The sequence below is a fragment of the Pseudomonas sp. T1.Ur genome (genome assembly GCF_023516725.1).
Taxonomy (GTDB): domain Bacteria; phylum Pseudomonadota; class Gammaproteobacteria; order Pseudomonadales; family Pseudomonadaceae; genus Aquipseudomonas; species Aquipseudomonas alvandae.
Map to the genome: position 1 here is coordinate 1 of NZ_JAMGSN010000001.1, position 17,556 is coordinate 17,556.

The window sequence follows — 17,556 nt, forward strand, 5'->3', positions numbered from 1 at the left end:
CAATCAGTGCCACATCGGCGACAAGGTCACTATTCGTGAAACTCGTCCGCTGGCCAAGACCAAGTCTTGGGCGCTGGTTGATGTTCTCGAACGCGCTGTGGAAGTCTAAGGGCTAGGGGTCGGAGAAATTATATGATTCAGACTCAATCCATGCTCGATGTGGCCGATAACAGCGGCGCTCGCCGCGTTATGTGCATCAAGGTGCTGGGTGGCTCCCATCGTCGTTACGCTGGTATCGGTGACATCATCAAAGTTACCGTCAAGGAAGCAATTCCTCGCGGTAAGGTGAAGAAAGGTCAAGTGATGACTGCTGTTGTAGTCCGCACTCGCCACGGTGTTCGTCGTGCTGACGGCTCCATCATCCGCTTTGATGGCAACGCTGCTGTTCTGTTGAACAACAAGCAAGAGCCAATCGGCACCCGTATCTTTGGGCCAGTGACCCGTGAACTTCGTACTGAGAAGTTCATGAAGATCGTCTCGCTCGCCCCAGAAGTGCTGTAAGGAGATCCGACATGCAAAAGATTCGTCGTGACGACGAGATCATCGTGATCGCCGGCAAAGACAAGGGTAAGCGCGGTAAGGTGCTGAAGGTTCTTGCTGACAACCGTCTGGTTGTTGGTGGTCTGAACCTGGTCAAGCGTCATACCAAGCCTAACCCGATGTCGGGCGTACAGGGCGGTATCGTCGAGAAAGAAGCGCCACTGCACGCTTCCAACGTCGCCATTTTCAACGGCGAAACCAACAAGGCTGACCGCGTTGGTTTCAAAGTAGAAGACGGTAAGAAAATTCGTGTCTTCAAGTCGACCCAAAAAGCGGTTGATGCTTGAACACTGCTAGGTAGAAGACCATGGCACGACTAAAAGAGATTTACCGGAAGGAAATCGCACCGAAACTTAAGGAAGAACTTAAGCTTTCGAACGTGATGGAAGTTCCGCGCGTTACCAAAATCACCCTGAACATGGGTCTGGGCGAAGCGATCGGCGACAAAAAAGTCATCGAGCACGCAGTTGCCGACCTGGAAAAGATCACCGGCCAGAAAGTCGTCGTGACCTACGCTCGGAAATCCATCGCTGGCTTTAAAGTCCGTGAAGGTTGGCCGATCGGCGTCAAAGTGACCCTGCGCCGTGAGCGTATGTACGAGTTCCTGGATCGTCTGCTGTCGATCTCCCTGCCTCGGGTTCGCGACTTCCGCGGCCTGAATGCCAAGTCCTTCGATGGTCGTGGCAACTACAGCATGGGCGTAAAAGAGCAGATCATTTTCCCGGAAATCGATTACGACAAGATCGATGCTCTCCGCGGTCTGGACATTACCCTGACCACCACTGCTCGGACGGATGAAGAAGGTCGCGCATTGCTGCGTGCTTTCAAATTCCCGTTCCGCAACTGATTGGAGTAGGACAATGGCCAAGAAGAGCATGAAGAACCGTGAGCTGAAGCGTCAGCTCACCGTTGCCAAGTACGCCACCAAGCGTGCAGCGCTGAAAGCTATCATCGTCGATCTGAACGCAAGTCCAGAAGCGCGTTGGGAAGCTACCGTAGCACTGCAGAAGCAGCCACGTGACGCGAGCGCTTCGCGCATGCGTAACCGCTGCCGCCTGACTGGTCGTCCGCACGGCGTGTACCGCAAGTTCGGCCTCGGCCGTAACATGCTGCGTCAAGCTGCTATGCGTGGTGACGTTCCAGGTCTGGTTAAAGCCAGCTGGTAAGCACTGTCAAAGCCATGATGCTCGGGGTCGCAAGATCCTGACCGTCGGTGGCCTTGAACTTGAATCAAGCCCCTTTTGGGGCTTGATTCATTTCTGGGGTGTGTCTAGAATACCCGGCTCGCCTGAGCCCGTGTTTTTATTGCGCGGATGCGCTCGGCGACACGTACTAGCCGAAAGGCTAATTTTTTGTGTATTAGGAGCGTCTAGCCCATGAGTATGCAGGACCCGTTAGCGGACATGCTAACTCGTATCCGTAATGCCCAGATGGCTGAAAAGTCCGTCGTAAGCATGCCATCTTCTACTTTGAAGGTAGCTGTTGCCAAAGTCCTGAAGGACGAAGGTTACATTGCGGGTTATCAGATCAGCAGCGAAATCAAGCCTCTGCTGTCCATCGAGCTGAAGTACTTCGAAGGCCGTCCGGTCATCGAGGAAGTGAAGCGCGTTAGCCGTCCTGGCCTGCGTCAGTACAAGTCCGTTGAGGATCTGCCGAAAGTTCGTGGCGGCCTGGGCGTGTCTATCGTCTCCACCAACAAAGGTGTGATGACGGATCGTGCTGCGCGCGCTGCCGGTGTCGGCGGCGAAGTTCTTTGCACTGTGTTCTAAGGGGGGATAAGCATGTCACGCGTCGCTAAGAACCCCGTTAAGCTGCCAGCCGGTGTCGAAGTCAAATTCGCAGGCCAACAGCTTTCGGTGAAGGGTGCCAAGGGCACTCTGCAACTGAACATCCATTCGTCCGTTGAGATCGTTGAAGAAGCTGGTGAGCTGCGTTTCGCTGCTCGCAATGGCGATCAACAGACTCGCGCAATGGCTGGTACCACTCGTGCGTTGGTAAACAACATGGTCCAAGGCGTAAGCCAAGGCTTCGAGCGCAAGCTCCAACTGGTCGGTGTTGGTTACAAAGCGCAAGCAAAAGGCACAGTGCTGAACCTGGCTCTTGGCTTCTCGCACCCAGTGGATTATGAACTGCCGGAAGGCATCACCGCTGAGACTCCTAGCCAGACCGATATCCTGATCAAGGGCATCGACAAGCAGCTGGTAGGTCAAGTGGCCGCCGAGATCCGCGACTTCCGTCCACCAGAGCCGTACAAAGGCAAAGGTGTGCGCTACGCGGACGAAGTCGTCCGTCGTAAAGAAGCCAAGAAGAAGTAGGGCATAGCAAATGACCGACAAAAAAGTTACTCGACTGCGTCGCGCTCGCAAAGCACGCCTGAAAATGCACGAACTCGAAGTCGTGCGTCTCTGCGTGTTCCGCTCGTCGCAGCACATCTACGCCCAGGTCATTTCGGCCGACGGCAACAAAGTCCTGGCAAGTGCCTCGACTTTGGATAAAGAACTGCGTGATGGTGCCACTGGCAACATCGACGCGGCCACTAAGGTTGGCCAGCTGGTCGCTACGCGTGCTAAAGCCGCTGGCGTCTCGCAGGTGGCTTTCGACCGCTCTGGCTTCAAGTACCACGGCCGCGTCAAGGCGCTGGCTGATGCTGCTCGTGAAGCTGGGCTGGAGTTCTAAGTTATGTCAAATAACGACCAAAAGCGCGACGAAGGCTACATCGAGAAGCTGGTTCAAGTTAACCGCGTAGCCAAAACCGTTAAAGGCGGCCGTATCTTCACTTTCACCGCGTTGACCGTGGTTGGTGATGGTAAGGGCCGTGTTGGCTTCGGCCGTGGCAAGTCGCGTGAAGTGCCTGCTGCGATCCAGAAGGCAATGGAAGCTGCTCGCCGCAACATGATCCAGGTTGATCTGAACGGCACCACTCTGCAGTACGCAATGAAGTCTGCCCATGGCGCTTCCAAGGTGTACATGCAGCCTGCTTCTGAAGGTACCGGTATCATCGCTGGCGGCGCTATGCGTGCTGTCCTCGAAGTTGCTGGCGTTCAGAACGTTCTGGCCAAGTGCTACGGCTCGACTAACCCAGTAAACGTGGTTCACGCCACTTTCAAGGGTTTGAAAGCAATGCAGTCTCCTGAATCCATTGCCGCCAAGCGTGGCAAAAGCGTCAAGGAGATCTTCTGATCATGGCTACCGTAAAAGTTACGCTGATCAAAAGCATGACCGGCCGCATCCCTAACCACAAACTGTGCGTTAAGGGTCTGGGTCTGCGTCGCATCGGTCACACTGTAGAAGTCCTGGATACTCCCGAGAATCGCGGGATGATCAACAAGGCTTACTACATGCTGCGTGTCGAGGGTTAATCGATGAAACTCAATGATCTGAGTCCAGCGCCGGGTTCCCGTCGCGAAAAGCATCGTCCGGGCCGTGGTATCGGTAGTGGTTTGGGCAAGACCGGTGGCCGTGGCCACAAAGGTCAAACCTCCCGCTCCGGTGGCACTATTGCTCCAGGCTTTGAAGGCGGTCAACAGCCGCTGCATCGTCGCCTGCCGAAGTTCGGCTTCGTTTCCCTGAAAGCCATGGACCGCGCAGAAGTGCGTCTGTCCGAGCTGGCCAAAGTGGACGGCGACGTCGTCACCGTGCAGTCCCTGAAGGATGCCAACGTGATCAACCAGAACGTTCAGCGTGTGAAAATCATGCTGTCGGGCGAAGTTGCTCGTGCTGTCACCATCGGAAAGGGAATCGGCGCCACCAAAGGTGCGCGTGCGGCTATCGAAGCAGCTGGCGGCAAGTTCGAGGAATAAATGGCTAAGCAAGGTGCTCTCTCTGCGCTCGGCAAAGGCGGTATGTCTGAACTCTGGGCTCGTCTGCGTTTTCTGTTCCTGGCGATTATCGTCTACCGAATAGGCGCACACATCCCGGTTCCAGGTATCAACCCGGACCGACTCGCGGACCTGTTTCGACAGAATGAGGGGACCATTCTTAGCTTGTTCAACATGTTTTCCGGCGGCGCGCTGGAACGGATGAGCATTTTTGCACTGGGGATCATGCCGTACATCTCGGCATCGATCATCATGCAGTTGATGACCGCCGTCAGCCCGCAGCTGGAGCAGTTGAAGAAGGAAGGTGAAGCTGGCCGTCGCAAGATTAGCCAGTACACCCGCTACGGCACTGTCGTCCTCGCTCTCGTTCAAGCCATTGGCATGTCCATTGGCCTGGCAGGGCAGGGCGTATCGTTCACTGGTGACTTTAGCTTCCATTTCGTTGCGGTAACCACCTTTGTGGCAGGCGCAATGTTCATGATGTGGCTGGGTGAGCAGATTACTGAGCGTGGTGTTGGCAACGGTATCTCGATGTTGATTTTCGCAGGTATCGTCGCCGGTCTTCCGAGAGCAATCGGGCAGTCTTTCGAGTCTGCGCGTCAGGGCGATATCAACATTTTTGCCTTGGTTGCCATCGGTTTGCTGGCAGTAGCGATTATCGGTTTCGTGGTGTTCATTGAGCGTGGCCAGCGTCGTATTGCTGTTCACTACGCCAAGCGTCAGCAGGGCCGCAAGGTGTTTGCTGCGCAGACCAGCCACTTGCCGTTGAAGGTGAACATGGCCGGCGTTATCCCGGCCATTTTCGCGAGCAGCATCCTGCTGTTCCCGGCTTCGTTGGGTGCCTGGTTCGGCCAGTCTGAAGGTATGGGCTGGTTGCAGGACATCTCGCAGTCGATCGCTCCTGGTCAGCCGTTGAATATTCTGCTGTTTAGTGCAGGGATTATTTTCTTCTGCTTCTTCTATACGGCGTTGATGTTCAATCCGAAAGACGTAGCGGAAAACCTGAAGAAGTCCGGTGCCTTTATTCCGGGCATCCGTCCTGGTGAGCAGTCTGCGCGCTACATTGATGGCGTTCTGACTCGCTTGACCATGTTCGGTGCTCTTTACATGACGGCCGTCTGCCTGCTTCCCCAGTTTCTGGTGGTTGCGGCAAACGTACCGTTCTACCTTGGCGGGACCTCGTTGCTGATCGTGGTCGTGGTTGTGATGGACTTCATGTCCCAAGTACAATCGCACCTCGTTTCGCACCAGTACGAATCCCTGATGAAGAAAGCCAACCTGAAGGGCTACGGCAGCGGCATGTTGCGCTGAGTAGCGTCCATAAGGTTCGAGGAGTTGGTGATGAAAGTTCGTGCATCGGTGAAAAAGCTGTGCCGTAACTGCAAGATTATTCGCCGCGAAGGTGTTGTTCGGGTAATTTGCAGCGCGGAACCGCGTCACAAACAGCGCCAAGGCTGAGTGTGATTGTGCTTTAAGCCCGGCAGCTAGTGCGCTGCCGGGTTGATTATTTGTTATTACAGCGATATTATCTCGCGCCCTATTTCTTGGCTTCCGGGGCGTAGGTAGCTGTCAATTGGAGTCCCACTGAATGGCCCGTATTGCAGGCGTCAACATTCCAGATAACAAGCATACTGTTATCTCGCTGACCTACATCTATGGTGTTGGTCGCACTACTGCACAGAAAATTTGTGCAGTGACTGGGGTTAACCCAGCGGCAAAGATCAAGGATCTGAGCGACGAGCAAATTGAACAGCTGCGTGGCGAAGTGGCGAAGTTCACCACTGAAGGTGACCTGCGTCGCGAAATCAACATGAAAATCAAGCGCTTGATGGACCTCGGTTGCTATCGCGGTCTGCGTCATCGTCGTGGTCTGCCAGTACGCGGTCAGCGTACCAAGACCAACGCGCGTACCCGTAAAGGTCCGCGTAAGCCGATCCGCAAGTAATCGCCCCAGCGAATCGACAGGAATTTAATCATGGCAAAACCTGCTGCTCGTCCTCGTAAAAAAGTTAAAAAGACAGTGGTTGATGGCATCGCCCACATCCATGCTTCTTTTAACAACACCATCGTGACCATTACCGACCGTCAAGGTAACGCTCTTTCCTGGGCTACCTCCGGTGGTTCGGGTTTCCGCGGTTCCCGCAAGTCCACCCCGTTCGCTGCTCAAGTAGCTGCCGAGCGTGCTGGTCAAGCTGCGCTGGAATACGGCCTGAAAAACCTCGACGTCAACGTCAAAGGTCCAGGTCCAGGTCGTGAATCCGCAGTCCGCGCTTTGAACGGCTGTGGCTACAAGATCGCCAGCATCACCGACGTGACGCCAATCCCGCACAACGGGTGCCGTCCGCCGAAGAAGCGCCGCGTGTAATCCAGGAGATTGTAAAGAATGGCTCGTTACATTGGTCCAAAATGCAAACTCGCTCGTCGCGAAGGCACCGATCTCTTCCTGAAGAGCGGCGTGCGCGCGATCGAATCGAAGTGCAACATTGAAGCAGCACCTGGTATCCACGGCCAACGCCGCGGTCGCCAGTCCGACTACGGCACCCAACTGCGTGAAAAGCAGAAGGTCCGTCGTATCTATGGCGTTCTCGAGCGTCAATTCAGCGGCTACTACAAAGAAGCTGCTGGCAAGAAAGGCGCAACCGGCGAAAACCTGTTGCAGCTGCTCGAATGCCGCCTGGACAACGTTGTATACCGTATGGGTTTCGGTTCTACTCGTGCCGAATCCCGTCAGCTGGTATCGCACAAGTCGATCAGCGTTAACGGCCAGACCGTAAACGTTCCGTCCTACCAGGTTCGTGCTGGTGACGTGGTTGCTGTTCGCGAGAAAGCAAAGAACCAACTTCGCATTGTCCAAGCTCTCGATCTGTGTGCCCAACGTGGCCGCGTAGAATGGGTAGAAGTAGACACTGAGAAGAAGTCGGGCGTTTTCAAGAACGTTCCTGCTCGCAGTGATCTGTCCGCCGACATCAACGAAAGCCTGATTGTCGAGCTCTACTCCAAGTAAGGGCTAGAAAATAGGTGCATCCATGCAGATTTCGGTAAATGAGTTCCTGACACCCCGCCATATTGATGTGCAGGTTGTCAGTCCAACCCGCGCCAAGATCACACTCGAGCCTCTCGAGCGTGGTTTCGGCCACACCCTGGGCAACGCGCTGCGCCGCATCCTGTTGTCCTCAATGCCCGGCTGTGCAGTAGTCGAGGCCGAGATTGACGGTGTGCTCCACGAGTACAGCGCCATCGAAGGTGTACAGGAAGACGTAATTGAAATCCTGTTGAACCTTAAAGGTCTGGCTATCAAGCTGCACGGTCGTGACGAAGTTACGCTGACCTTGTCGAAGAAGGGTTCGGGGGTGGTTACCGCTGCCGATATTCAGCTGGATCATGATGTCGAGATCGTTAACCCCGATCACGTAATCGCTAACCTGGCGTCTAACGGCGCCCTGAACATGAAGCTCACCGTAGCTCGTGGTCGTGGTTATGAACCGGCAGACTCGCGTCAGAGCGATGAAGACGAAAGCCGCAGCATCGGTCGCTTGCAGCTTGACTCTTCGTTCAGCCCGGTTCGCCGTATCGCATACGTGGTGGAAAACGCCCGTGTCGAACAGCGTACCAACCTGGACAAGCTGGTTATTGATCTGGAAACCAACGGTACCCTGGATCCTGAAGAGGCTATCCGTCGTGCAGCAACCATCCTGCAACAGCAGTTGGCTGCGTTCGTCGACCTCAAGGGTGACAGTGAGCCAGTGGTTGTCGAGCAGGAAGACGAGATCGATCCGATCCTGCTTCGCCCGGTTGACGATCTGGAACTGACTGTACGTTCGGCTAACTGCCTTAAGGCGGAAAACATCTACTACATCGGCGACCTGATTCAGCGTACCGAAGTAGAGCTGTTGAAGACTCCGAACCTTGGCAAGAAATCCTTGACTGAAATCAAGGACGTTCTGGCCTCCCGCGGTCTGTCCCTCGGCATGCGCCTCGACAACTGGCCGCCTGCAAGTCTTAAGAAGGACGACAAGGCGACTGCCTGATCGTCGTAATCACCGAACGTTGTGTTTGGTAAGGAATGAACCATGCGTCATCGTAAAAGTGGTCGTCACCTGAGCCGCACCAGCTCGCACCGCAAGGCCATGTTTCAAAACATGGCGGTGTCGCTGTTCGAGCACGAGCTGATCAAAACTACACTGCCGAAAGCCAAAGAACTGCGCCGCGTTGCCGAGCCGCTGATCACTCTGGCCAAGACAGACAGCCTGGCTAACCGCCGCCTGGCTTTCGACCGTACTCGTTCGAAAGCTATCGTTGGTAAGCTCTTCAACGACCTGGGCAAGCGTTACGCTACCCGTGAGGGTGGCTACCTGCGCATCCTCAAGTGCGGTTTCCGCGCTGGCGACAACGCGCCTATGGCGTACGTCGAGTTGGTTGATCGTGCTACTGCCGGCGAAGCTGTAAGCGCCGAGTAAGACGACAGTCTGCAACGAAGAACCGGGCCTAGTGCCCGGTTTTTTGTGCGCGTAAGAAAAACAGCTTATTCGTACAAGCTTCCATAAGGCCAAGGCGTCACTATTGGCGTTGGGGTTGTTGTTAGAGATTTTCTATTGATGCGCACAATTTAATAAATTTGTAGCCGTCACATTGTTGATCAATACTCCTCTCCAGCCGATTAGCCGGCAGTCCGAAGACCGACCTAGGAAGAATTGAGCATGAGCCAGATCAAAACGCTTACGACCGCCAGTGGCGCTCCTGTTGCCGATAACCAGAACTCTCGCTCCGCCGGCCCACGTGGCCCGCTGCTGCTCGATGATTTCCACCTGATCGAGAAGCTTGCTCATTTCAACCGCGAAAACATTCCCGAGCGCCGCGTGCACGCGAAAGGGTCAGGTGCATACGGTACCTTTACCGTAACTCGTGATATCACCCAATACACCAGCGCGAAGCTGTTCGATTCCGTGGGCAAGCAGACGCCGACTTTCCTCCGCTTCTCCACCGTTGGCGGTGAGCGCGGCTCCGCTGACACTGAGCGTGACCCCCGCGGTTTCGCCCTGAAGTTCTACACGGAAGAAGGTAACTGGGACATCGTTGGCAACAACACGCCTGTATTCTTCATTCGTGATCCGCTGAAATTTCCAGATTTCATCCACACGCAAAAACGCTTGCCGCAAAGCAATCTCAAAAGCGCGCAGATGATGTGGGATTTCTGGTCGCATTCTCCCGAGGCGCTGCACCAGATCACCATCCTGTTCTCTGACCGCGGCATTCCTGACGGCTACCGCCACATGCATGGCTTCGGCAGCCATACCTATAGCCTGATCAATGCCCAAGGCGAGCGTCACTGGGTGAAATGGCACTACAAGACCAAGCAAGGGATCAAGAACCTGGCACCGGCCGAGGCCGCTCGCCTGGCGGGTACCGACCCGGATTATGCCCAGCGCGACTTGTTCAATGCGATCGAGCGCGGTGAATTCCCGAAATGGAGCGTCTGCATCCAGATCATGACCGAAGCTCAGGCTGCGGCTCATTACGAGAACCCGTTCGATGTGACCAAGACTTGGTCGCAGAAGGAATTCCCGCTGATCGAGGTCGGTGAACTTGAACTCAATCGCAATCCGCTGAACTACTTTGCCGAGGTGGAACAAGTGGCATTCGGGCCGAGCAACATGGTGCCGGGTGTGGGTCTTTCGCCTGATCGCATGCTGCAGGGCCGCGTATTTGCCTACGCCGATGCACACCGCTACCGCGTGGGTACCAATCACCAGCAATTGCCAGTGAATGCGCCGCGTAGCCCGGTCAATACCTACCAACGTGACGGCGCGATGGCGTTCGGCAGCAATGGTGGCGCGGCTCCCAACTACGAGCCTAACAGCTATGTCGAAGCGCCGAAGCAGGCACCGCATTATGCGGAGCCGGCATTGGCCCTCAGCGGTGCGGCGGATCGTTATGATCATCGCGAAGACACTGACTACTACAGCCACGCTGGCGCGCTGTTCCGCTTGATGAGCGACGAGCAGAAAGCGCTGCTGATCAGCAACATTGCCGGCGCGATGGGCGGCGTTTCGGCGGATGTGGTTGATCGCCAACTGCAGCATTTCTTCAAGGCAGACGCTGCTTACGGAGAAGGTATCGCAAAGGCGCTGGGCGTACAGCTTAACTAAGTCTAAACGAGAAGCAGAACCGCCCTCATTAGGGCGGTTTTTGCGTTATTTAGCCTGCTTTTCTTGGATTTTCTTCACTTTTGTTGCGCTAGACGAGTGACCTTGCAGTCAGGTTGGTTCAAACTAGAGCCTTTCAAAGCTTGTGGAGATGTAGGGCGATGCAAGGTCACCCAGACGTAATCGATTACCTCAACACGTTGCTGACCGGCGAGCTGGCAGCCCGTGATCAATATTTCATCCATTCGCGGATGTACGAGGATTGGGGGTTTACCGAGCTCTACGAACGTATCAACCATGAGATGGAAGAAGAGGCACAGCACGCTGATGCGTTGATGCGCCGGATCCTGATGCTCGAAGGCACGCCGCGCATGCGCCCGGACGACCTGGACGTCGGTACCACCGTCCCCGACATGCTCGCCGCCGACCTTCGCCTGGAATACAAGGTTCGCGCCGCGCTGTGCAAAGGCATTGAGTTGTGCGAGCAGCACAACGACTACGTGACCCGCGAGATCCTGCGTATCCAGCTCAACGATACCGAAGAGGATCATACCTACTGGCTGGAGAAGCAGTTGGGCCTGATCAAGCTGATCGGGTTGGAAAATTACCTGCAATCGCAGTTCTGATTGCTGAAGAGGGGAACGCAGAGCGTTCCGAGATGCATTCCCCCGCAAAGCGTGGGAACGATCAAGCCCCTGCCATCGATGAGATGACAGGGGCTTTTTTGTGCCAGGAAGAATCAGTCCCGATCACGCTCCAGCAGTGGCTTGAGGTAATACCCAGTATGGGACTGCTTCATCTCCGCCACCTGCTCCGGCGTCCCTACGGCAATGATCTGGCCGCCCTTGGAACCGCCTTCCGGGCCCAGGTCCACCAGCCAGTCAGCGGTCTTGATCACGTCCAGGTTGTGTTCAATGACCACCACGGTGTTGCCGTGATCGCGGAGACGATGCAGTACGTCGAGCAATTGCTGGATATCTGCGAAATGCAGACCAGTGGTCGGCTCATCGAGGATATAAAGGGTCTTGCCGGTATCGCGCTTGGACAGCTCGCGGGATAGCTTGACCCGCTGCGCCTCGCCGCCGGACAAGGTGGTCGCCGACTGACCGAGCTTGATGTACGACAGCCCTACATCCATCAACGTCTGGAGTTTGCGCGCCAAAGCCGGTACCGCGTCGAAGAACACCCGGGCCTCTTCGATGGTCATCTCCAGGGTCTCGTGGATGTTCTTGCCCTTGTACTTGATCTCCAGGGTCTCGCGGTTGTAACGCTTGCTCTTGCACACATCGCATGGCACGTAGATGTCAGGCAGGAAGTGCATTTCCACCTTGATCAGGCCATCGCCCTGGCAGGCCTCGCAGCGCCCACCCTTGACGTTGAACGAGAAACGCCCTGGGCCGTAACCCCGTGAGCGGGACTCCGGTACGCCGGCGAACAGTTCGCGGATCGGGGTGAACAGCCCGGTGTAGGTCGCCGGGTTGGAGCGCGGCGTACGACCGATCGGGCTTTGGTCGATGTCGACGACCTTGTCCAGATGCTCCAGGCCCTTGATGCTGTCGTGAGCGGCGGCTTCCAAAGTGGTGGCGCCGTTCAGGGCAGTGGCGCTGAGGGGGAACAGCGTGTTGTTGATCAGCGTCGACTTGCCGGAACCTGACACGCCGGTGACACACGTGAGCAGGCCAATCGGGATTTCCAGGTCGACGTTGCGCAGGTTGTTGCCGCGGGCACCCTTGAGGGTCAGCGACAGTTTCTTGTTGCGTGGCGTGCGCTTGGCCGGAACCTTGATCTTCACCCGGCCCGACAGGTATTTGCCGGTCAGCGAGTCGGGATGCGCCATGACCTCGGCGGCAGTGCCCTGGGCGACAATATGCCCACCGTGGACGCCCGCGCCTGGGCCGATGTCCACCACGTAATCCGCCAGGCGAATCGCGTCTTCGTCATGCTCTACGACGATGACGGTGTTGCCGATATCCCGCAGGTGCTTCAAGGTCCCGAGCAGGCGGTCGTTATCCCGCTGGTGCAGGCCAATGGACGGTTCGTCGAGGATGTACATGACGCCCACCAGGCCGGCGCCGATCTGGCTGGCAAGGCGGATACGCTGGGCTTCGCCGCCGGACAAGGTGTCGGCACTGCGATCGAGGGTCAGGTAATTAAGGCCGACGTTCACCAGGAACTGCAGGCGTTCGCGGATTTCCTTGAGGATCTTGTCGGCGATTTCGCCACGACGACCGGTGAGCTTCAAACCGCCGAAATAATCGGTGGCATCGCCAATCGGCAAGTTGGTGACAGCTGGCAGCGTCTTCTCACCGACCCACACATGCCGCGCTTCGCGGCGCAAGCGGGTGCCGCGGCAATCAGGGCAGGGCTGAGTGCTGAGGAACTTGGCCAGTTCTTCGCGCACGCTGGCCGACTCGGTCTCGCGGTAGCGTCGCTCCAGGTTCGGCACGATGCCTTCGAACGGGTGCGAGCGCTTGACGATATCGCCACGGTCGTTCAGGTATTTGAAGTCGACATTCTGCGAGCCGCTGCCGTGCAGGATGAATTTCTGCTGGTCGGCGGGCAGCTCGCTGAATGGCTTGTCCAGGCTGAACTTGTAGTGGGCTGCCAGCGACCCAAGCATCTGGAAGTAGTAGACGTTGCGCCTGTCCCAGCCTCGAATCGCGCCTTCGGCCAGGGTCAGTTCGCCATTGACCAGTCGCTTGGTGTCGAAGAACTGCTTGACCCCCAGGCCGTCGCAGGTCGGGCAGGCGCCGGCCGGGTTGTTGAAGGAGAACAGCTTGGGCTCCAGCTCGCTGATCGCATGGCCGCAGATCGGGCAGGCGAAGCGTGCGGAAAAGATTATCTCCTCGCCAGGCTCGTCGTCCATCGGCGCCACCAGGGCGATGCCGTCGGCCAGCTTCAACGCGGTCTCGAAGGATTCGGCCAGGCGTTGCTGGAGATCGGCGCGGACCTTGAAGCGGTCCACCACCACATCGATGGAATGCTTCTTCTGTTTATCCAGCTTCGGCAGCTCGTCGAGCTCGCACAGCTTGCCGTTGACCCGCGCGCGAACGAAGCCCTGGGCGCGCAGTTCTTCGAAGACCATCAAGTGCTCGCCCTTGCGCTCGCGGATGACCGGCGCCAGGAGCATCAGCTTGCTGCCTTCGGGCTGGGCCAGCACCAGGTCGACCATCTGGCTGACGGTCTGGGCTTCAAGTGGAATGTCATGATCGGGGCAGCGGGGAACACCGACGCGCGCATAGAGCAGGCGAAGGTAGTCGTAGATTTCGGTGATCGTGCCGACTGTCGACCGTGGGTTGTGGGAGGTCGACTTCTGTTCGATGGAGATCGCCGGCGACAGGCCTTCGATGGTGTCGACGTCGGGTTTTTCCATCATCGACAGGAACTGCCGGGCGTAGGCCGACAGCGATTCGACATAGCGTCGCTGGCCTTCGGCGTACAGGGTGTCGAAAGCCAGCGATGATTTGCCGGATCCGGACAGGCCGGTGATGACGATCAGCTTGTCCCGTGGCAGGGTCAGGTCGATGTTCTTCAGGTTGTGGGTACGGGCCCCACGAATCAGGATCTTGTCCAAAGTGGCCTCGCTCGGCGGGCGTCGAAAACGTAGGAGTATACGGGTAAATACTGGATGGATACACACTATCAAGTGTCATACATGAAGACTGCGCGGCAAACGGTCGCCATATACCCCCTCAATCGATGGGACTGGTAGAATCCCCGCCGGTTCACACGAGGTTTTTCCATGCACGATCCCCACAGCGAACGCATGAGTAGCGGCGAGGCCCGCGCGGCAAGCGGCCTGGCCCTGGTGTTCGCCTTTCGCATGCTGGGCATGTTCATGGTGTTGCCGGTACTGGCGACCTATGGCATGGACCTGGCGGGCGCGACCCCGGCCCTCATCGGGCTGGCGATCGGCGCCTACGGCCTGACCCAGGCGATTTTCCAGATCCCATTCGGGATCATTTCCGACCGGATCGGTCGACGGCCCGTCATTTACCTGGGGCTTATCGTGTTCGCCCTCGGCAGTCTGCTGGCGGCCAACGCAGATTCGATCTGGGGCGTGATCGCCGGACGGATCCTACAGGGTGCGGGTGCTATTTCTGCTGCCGTCATGGCATTACTGTCAGACCTGACCCGCGAACAGCATCGGACAAAAGCGATGGCGATGATCGGCATGACGATTGGTCTGTCGTTCGCTGTCGCCATGGTTGTAGGACCGTTGTTGACGCGGGCTTTCGGTTTGTCGGGCCTGTTCCTCGCGACCGGGGCCATGGCGCTGGTGGGTGTGCTGATCGTCGCGTTCATCGTGCCACGTTCCACCGGGCCGTTGCAGCATCGCGAATCCGGGGTCGCCCGCCAGGCGCTGGTGCCGACGCTCAAGCATCCTGACCTGCTGCGCCTGGACCTGGGCATCTTCGTGCTCCATGCCATGCTGATGTCCAGTTTCGTGGCCCTGCCGCTGGCGCTGGTGCAAAAGGCCGGCCTGCCCAAAGAGCAACACTGGTGGGTCTACCTGACGGCATTGCTGATTTCGTTCTTCGCCATGATCCCGTTCATCATCTATGGCGAGAAGCGACGCAAAATGAAACGAGTTTTACTCGGCGCCGTCGTGACGCTCATGCTCACTGAGCTATTCTTCTGGCAGTTCGGCGATAGCCTGCGGGCCTTGGTGATTGGCACGGTGGTGTTCTTCACCGCGTTCAACCTGCTCGAGGCGTCGCTGCCGTCGTTGATCAGCAAGGTTTCTCCGGCGGGTGGCAAGGGCACGGCGATGGGCGTTTATTCCACCAGCCAGTTCCTGGGGTCGGCACTGGGGGGCATCCTCGGCGGCTGGTTGTTCCAGCATGGCGGTTTGTCGGTTGTGTTCCTGGGATGTGCCGCGCTGGCTGCACTTTGGTTAGCCTTTGCTGTTACCATGCGCGAACCTCCGTATGTGACGAGCCTGCGCTTGCCGTTGTCGCCCGAAGCCATCCGCGAAGCAGGCCTGGCCGAGCGCCTCAGGGCCGTCGTTGGAGTAACCGATGCAGTGGTGGTCGCCGACGAGGCGGCCGTGTATATCAAACTGGACACCGAATTATTGGATCGTGCGACGCTCGAGCGCCTGGTGAACAACCCGGCCCCGGCAGCGTGCGAAGCCTAGGAGAACGTTATGGCCCGTGGGGTTAACAAAGTCATATTGGTCGGTACTTGCGGCCAGGATCCAGAAGTTCGCTACCTGCCTAACGGCAACGCCGTGACCAACCTGAGCCTGGCCACCAGCGAACAATGGACCGACAAGCAAACCGGCCAGAAGGTCGAGAAGACCGAATGGCACCGCGTGTCGATGTTCGGCAAAGTGGCTGAGATTGCCGGCGAATACCTGCGCAAGGGTTCGCAGGTCTACATCGAAGGCAAGCTGCAGACCCGCGAGTGGGAAAAAGACGGCATCAAGCGCTACACCACCGAAATCGTCGTCGACATGCAAGGCACCATGCAATTGCTCGGTGGCCGTCCGCAAGGCGACCAGCAGCAAGGTGGCAACAACTACCAGCAGTCGGCTCCGCGCCAGCAAGCGCCTCGCCCGCAGTCGGCGCCACAGCCACAACGCGAGCGTCCGGCTCCGCAGCAAGCCGCGCCGCAGCCGGCTCCGGATTTCGACAGCTTTGATGACGATATTCCGTTCTGATTCTGGCTGAGCCTACAGAGCAACTTCCATAAGAGCCCCAAGTGCCATTTCGCCCTTGGGGCTTTTTATTTGTTTGGCGCAGGTCAGGTTCGTCGCTTAAGGAAACAAAGCCATTGAAGTCACAAATCCAGATCCAACAGCTCCTGCATCCTCTCGCCAATCGACTGTGTCAACCACGTGGCATGGAATGCCATTTCCTCCACCGTAATATCCACCCGAAACCGACGCGAAATCGGCTTGCCATCGGCCCCGGCGTAGCCCACATCAAAGTGATTCACGTTGCCGAAGGTGGTCAAGGTATAGGGCTTGATGTAATCGATGGCACTGTAGGGCACGCATTCTTTGGTGGTTTGCCGGGCAGGGCGGCGCTGGGTGAAGGTGAGCCGTTGCTGGCGTTCGTCAAAGCAGAAACCCAGCACGTCAGGTTCGGATGCCAGCCAGTTGATGACGCAGATGGCCGCGAATGCGCTGATGAACATGAGCGCCATGACCAGCGGGTCCATGATAATCATCTTGTGAGTGGCCGACAGGCCTTCGACCTTGAACAGCACCATCGTGAACACTGCCAGCCAGTAGACGGGCAGGGCCAGCAACAAGCCCGTAGCGTAGATCATTGTCCCCAGGAATCCCGGCCTGGATACGTCGCTTGAACAATCCCAAGTCGAGGGATGTTCTGGCGTCCACCCGGGGGCGTGGCGTGGAGCAGGGGAAGCGACCAGGCGCGGCGGGCGTTTGCGTTTCATACGGCGGGCTCTGGCATAAAAACCTGGCCATTCTCGTAGTAACCACCCACCCACGCCTAGTCATTTCGCTTGCTGTTTATCGCTACGCCTGCGCCTGGCTGTCGCTCAGGAATTGCTCGGCACTCACCACGTTCGCATAGGCAAACCCCAGCGCCGACATGAACGCGGCATGGACTTGAGCGGCCGGGACGACCACGCCGTTGAATTCAAGATCGCGAGTCGCGCACGCATCGTGAATCACCGTGACGCCGTAGCCCAGGTCCGCTGCCGCCCGCACGACGCCATCGATACACATATGGCTCATGCTACCGACGACCACCAACTGCTCAATGCCTTGCTGATCGAGGATCGACTGCAGTTCGGTCTCGCGAAACGAATTGACGAAATGCTTGAGCACCACCGGCTCATCGGCACGGTTGAGCACCTTGGAGTGCAACTGCGCGCCTTCGGAGCCTGGCGTGAAAAAGGGCGCTTCGTCGGAAGTGAATTCGTGGCGAACGTGCACCACCGGGTTTGCGGCCTGGCGAAACGCCTCGATCATTTTGGCGGCATTGTCGGCTGCCGCCTCGACGCCGACCAATGGCCATTTTCCCTGGGGGAAGTAGTCGTTCTGGATATCGACTACGATGAGCGCTTGCTTGGACATG

General features: G+C 57.3%; 25 protein-coding genes. 22 read left to right on the forward strand and 3 right to left on the reverse strand.

Annotation, left to right across the window (positions count from 1 at the left end; genetic code table 11):
* The 20 genes from rpsQ to bfr all read left to right on the forward strand — a co-directional run.
* Positions 1–109: 30S ribosomal protein S17 (rpsQ, locus tag M8Q45_RS00005; protein ID WP_249877244.1), on the forward strand; the 109-nt coding region annotated here is incomplete at its 5' end.
* A gap of 23 nt (positions 110–132) precedes the next feature.
* Positions 133–501 carry a 50S ribosomal protein L14 gene (gene rplN / locus M8Q45_RS00010; protein WP_002555479.1) on the forward strand — a complete coding sequence of 123 codons (369 nt, stop codon included), beginning with the start codon at positions 133–135 and terminating at the stop codon, positions 499–501.
* Between the two features lie 11 nt (positions 502–512).
* Positions 513–827 (forward strand): 50S ribosomal protein L24, encoded by a 315-nt coding sequence (rplX, locus tag M8Q45_RS00015; protein ID WP_003186046.1) that lies wholly within the window; start codon positions 513–515, stop codon positions 825–827.
* Between the two features lie 20 nt (positions 828–847).
* Positions 848–1,387, forward strand: a complete 540-nt coding sequence (rplE, locus tag M8Q45_RS00020) for a 50S ribosomal protein L5 (protein WP_030140492.1) — start codon at positions 848–850, stop codon at positions 1,385–1,387.
* Between the two features lie 13 nt (positions 1,388–1,400).
* Positions 1,401–1,706, forward strand: coding sequence for a 30S ribosomal protein S14 (rpsN, locus tag M8Q45_RS00025; protein WP_003186042.1), 306 nt, complete (start codon positions 1,401–1,403; stop codon positions 1,704–1,706).
* Between the two features lie 210 nt (positions 1,707–1,916).
* Positions 1,917–2,309: a 30S ribosomal protein S8 gene (gene rpsH, locus M8Q45_RS00030; protein WP_017848802.1), complete on the forward strand. Its 393-nt coding sequence runs from the start codon at positions 1,917–1,919 to the stop codon at positions 2,307–2,309.
* Positions 2,310–2,321: 12 nt separating this feature from the next.
* Positions 2,322–2,855 carry a 50S ribosomal protein L6 gene (rplF, locus tag M8Q45_RS00035; protein ID WP_003186039.1) on the forward strand — a complete coding sequence of 178 codons (534 nt, stop codon included), beginning with the start codon at positions 2,322–2,324 and terminating at the stop codon, positions 2,853–2,855.
* Positions 2,856–2,865: 10 nt separating this feature from the next.
* Positions 2,866–3,216 (forward strand): 50S ribosomal protein L18, encoded by a 351-nt coding sequence (gene rplR, locus M8Q45_RS00040; protein ID WP_003186037.1) that lies wholly within the window; start codon positions 2,866–2,868, stop codon positions 3,214–3,216.
* Positions 3,217–3,219: 3 nt separating this feature from the next.
* Positions 3,220–3,720, forward strand: a complete 501-nt coding sequence (gene rpsE / locus M8Q45_RS00045) for a 30S ribosomal protein S5 (protein ID WP_003186035.1) — start codon at positions 3,220–3,222, stop codon at positions 3,718–3,720.
* Between the two features lie 2 nt (positions 3,721–3,722).
* The gene (rpmD, locus tag M8Q45_RS00050; RefSeq protein WP_003186033.1) at positions 3,723–3,899 is read left to right on the forward strand and encodes a 50S ribosomal protein L30; all 177 of its coding nucleotides are present in this window, start codon (positions 3,723–3,725) and stop codon (positions 3,897–3,899) included.
* Positions 3,900–3,902: 3 nt separating this feature from the next.
* Positions 3,903–4,340, forward strand: coding sequence for a 50S ribosomal protein L15 (gene rplO, locus M8Q45_RS00055; protein ID WP_042729623.1), 438 nt, complete (start codon positions 3,903–3,905; stop codon positions 4,338–4,340).
* The gene (gene secY / locus M8Q45_RS00060) at positions 4,341–5,669 is read left to right on the forward strand and encodes a preprotein translocase subunit SecY (protein WP_030140491.1); all 1,329 of its coding nucleotides are present in this window, start codon (positions 4,341–4,343) and stop codon (positions 5,667–5,669) included.
* Positions 5,670–5,699: 30 nt separating this feature from the next.
* Positions 5,700–5,816, forward strand: coding sequence for a 50S ribosomal protein L36 (rpmJ, locus tag M8Q45_RS00065; protein ID WP_002555468.1), 117 nt, complete (start codon positions 5,700–5,702; stop codon positions 5,814–5,816).
* 130 nt (positions 5,817–5,946) lie between these two features.
* Positions 5,947–6,303: a 30S ribosomal protein S13 gene (gene rpsM, locus M8Q45_RS00070; protein ID WP_003186020.1), complete on the forward strand. Its 357-nt coding sequence runs from the start codon at positions 5,947–5,949 to the stop codon at positions 6,301–6,303.
* Positions 6,304–6,333: 30 nt separating this feature from the next.
* Positions 6,334–6,723 carry a 30S ribosomal protein S11 gene (rpsK, locus tag M8Q45_RS00075; protein ID WP_002555466.1) on the forward strand — a complete coding sequence of 130 codons (390 nt, stop codon included), beginning with the start codon at positions 6,334–6,336 and terminating at the stop codon, positions 6,721–6,723.
* A gap of 18 nt (positions 6,724–6,741) precedes the next feature.
* On the forward strand, positions 6,742–7,362 hold the full coding sequence (rpsD, locus tag M8Q45_RS00080) for a 30S ribosomal protein S4 (protein ID WP_003176404.1): 621 nt from the start codon (positions 6,742–6,744) through the stop codon (positions 7,360–7,362).
* 22 nt (positions 7,363–7,384) lie between these two features.
* Positions 7,385–8,386 (forward strand): DNA-directed RNA polymerase subunit alpha, encoded by a 1,002-nt coding sequence (locus M8Q45_RS00085; protein WP_003186012.1) that lies wholly within the window; start codon positions 7,385–7,387, stop codon positions 8,384–8,386.
* A gap of 42 nt (positions 8,387–8,428) precedes the next feature.
* On the forward strand, positions 8,429–8,815 hold the full coding sequence (gene rplQ, locus M8Q45_RS00090) for a 50S ribosomal protein L17 (protein WP_003176402.1): 387 nt from the start codon (positions 8,429–8,431) through the stop codon (positions 8,813–8,815).
* Between the two features lie 240 nt (positions 8,816–9,055).
* Positions 9,056–10,504 (forward strand): catalase, encoded by a 1,449-nt coding sequence (locus tag M8Q45_RS00095; protein WP_249873126.1) that lies wholly within the window; start codon positions 9,056–9,058, stop codon positions 10,502–10,504.
* A gap of 158 nt (positions 10,505–10,662) precedes the next feature.
* On the forward strand, positions 10,663–11,127 hold the full coding sequence (gene bfr, locus M8Q45_RS00100) for a bacterioferritin (protein WP_003186005.1): 465 nt from the start codon (positions 10,663–10,665) through the stop codon (positions 11,125–11,127).
* Positions 11,128–11,240: 113 nt separating this feature from the next.
* Here bfr and uvrA read toward each other — a convergent pair whose 3' ends face one another.
* Positions 11,241–14,075, reverse strand: coding sequence for an excinuclease ABC subunit UvrA (gene uvrA / locus M8Q45_RS00105; RefSeq protein WP_249873127.1), 2,835 nt, complete (start codon positions 14,073–14,075; stop codon positions 11,241–11,243).
* Positions 14,076–14,243: 168 nt separating this feature from the next.
* Here uvrA and M8Q45_RS00110 point away from each other — a divergent pair, with 168 nt between their 5' ends.
* Entirely contained in the window at positions 14,244–15,641 is a 1,398-nt protein-coding gene (locus M8Q45_RS00110) for an MFS transporter (RefSeq protein ID WP_249873128.1), read from the forward strand.
* A gap of 9 nt (positions 15,642–15,650) precedes the next feature.
* On the forward strand, positions 15,651–16,166 hold the full coding sequence (locus M8Q45_RS00115) for a single-stranded DNA-binding protein (RefSeq protein ID WP_024778338.1): 516 nt from the start codon (positions 15,651–15,653) through the stop codon (positions 16,164–16,166).
* 119 nt (positions 16,167–16,285) lie between these two features.
* Here the strand turns inward: M8Q45_RS00115 and M8Q45_RS00120 are convergent, their stop codons facing one another.
* Both M8Q45_RS00120 and M8Q45_RS00125 read right to left on the reverse strand, forming a co-directional pair.
* Positions 16,286–16,780, reverse strand: coding sequence for a hypothetical protein (locus M8Q45_RS00120; protein ID WP_249873129.1), 495 nt, complete (start codon positions 16,778–16,780; stop codon positions 16,286–16,288).
* 211 nt (positions 16,781–16,991) lie between these two features.
* Positions 16,992–17,555, reverse strand: a complete 564-nt coding sequence (locus tag M8Q45_RS00125; protein ID WP_249873130.1) for a cysteine hydrolase family protein — start codon at positions 17,553–17,555, stop codon at positions 16,992–16,994.
* Position 17,556: the final 1 nt, after the last annotated feature.

Coding starts and splice junctions, on each gene's coding strand:
- rplQ (WP_003176402.1), top strand. CDS start 8,429: ATGCGTCATCGTAAAAGTGGTCGTCACCTGAGCCGCACCAGCTCGCAC.
- secY (WP_030140491.1), top strand. CDS start 4,341: ATGGCTAAGCAAGGTGCTCTCTCTGCGCTCGGCAAAGGCGGTATGTCT.
- rplF (WP_003186039.1), top strand. CDS start 2,322: ATGTCACGCGTCGCTAAGAACCCCGTTAAGCTGCCAGCCGGTGTCGAA.
- rplN (WP_002555479.1), top strand. CDS start 133: ATGATTCAGACTCAATCCATGCTCGATGTGGCCGATAACAGCGGCGCT.
- rpsK (WP_002555466.1), top strand. CDS start 6,334: ATGGCAAAACCTGCTGCTCGTCCTCGTAAAAAAGTTAAAAAGACAGTG.
- bfr (WP_003186005.1), top strand. CDS start 10,663: ATGCAAGGTCACCCAGACGTAATCGATTACCTCAACACGTTGCTGACC.
- rpmD (WP_003186033.1), top strand. CDS start 3,723: ATGGCTACCGTAAAAGTTACGCTGATCAAAAGCATGACCGGCCGCATC.
- M8Q45_RS00125 (WP_249873130.1), bottom strand. CDS start 17,555: ATGTCCAAGCAAGCGCTCATCGTAGTCGATATCCAGAACGACTACTTC.
- rplX (WP_003186046.1), top strand. CDS start 513: ATGCAAAAGATTCGTCGTGACGACGAGATCATCGTGATCGCCGGCAAA.
- M8Q45_RS00120 (WP_249873129.1), bottom strand. CDS start 16,780: ATGATCTACGCTACGGGCTTGTTGCTGGCCCTGCCCGTCTACTGGCTG.
- rplR (WP_003186037.1), top strand. CDS start 2,866: ATGACCGACAAAAAAGTTACTCGACTGCGTCGCGCTCGCAAAGCACGC.
- M8Q45_RS00095 (WP_249873126.1), top strand. CDS start 9,056: ATGAGCCAGATCAAAACGCTTACGACCGCCAGTGGCGCTCCTGTTGCC.
- M8Q45_RS00110 (WP_249873128.1), top strand. CDS start 14,244: ATGCACGATCCCCACAGCGAACGCATGAGTAGCGGCGAGGCCCGCGCG.
- rplE (WP_030140492.1), top strand. CDS start 848: ATGGCACGACTAAAAGAGATTTACCGGAAGGAAATCGCACCGAAACTT.
- rpsD (WP_003176404.1), top strand. CDS start 6,742: ATGGCTCGTTACATTGGTCCAAAATGCAAACTCGCTCGTCGCGAAGGC.
- rplO (WP_042729623.1), top strand. CDS start 3,903: ATGAAACTCAATGATCTGAGTCCAGCGCCGGGTTCCCGTCGCGAAAAG.
- rpmJ (WP_002555468.1), top strand. CDS start 5,700: ATGAAAGTTCGTGCATCGGTGAAAAAGCTGTGCCGTAACTGCAAGATT.
- rpsE (WP_003186035.1), top strand. CDS start 3,220: ATGTCAAATAACGACCAAAAGCGCGACGAAGGCTACATCGAGAAGCTG.
- rpsN (WP_003186042.1), top strand. CDS start 1,401: ATGGCCAAGAAGAGCATGAAGAACCGTGAGCTGAAGCGTCAGCTCACC.
- rpsH (WP_017848802.1), top strand. CDS start 1,917: ATGAGTATGCAGGACCCGTTAGCGGACATGCTAACTCGTATCCGTAAT.
- M8Q45_RS00085 (WP_003186012.1), top strand. CDS start 7,385: ATGCAGATTTCGGTAAATGAGTTCCTGACACCCCGCCATATTGATGTG.
- rpsM (WP_003186020.1), top strand. CDS start 5,947: ATGGCCCGTATTGCAGGCGTCAACATTCCAGATAACAAGCATACTGTT.
- M8Q45_RS00115 (WP_024778338.1), top strand. CDS start 15,651: ATGGCCCGTGGGGTTAACAAAGTCATATTGGTCGGTACTTGCGGCCAG.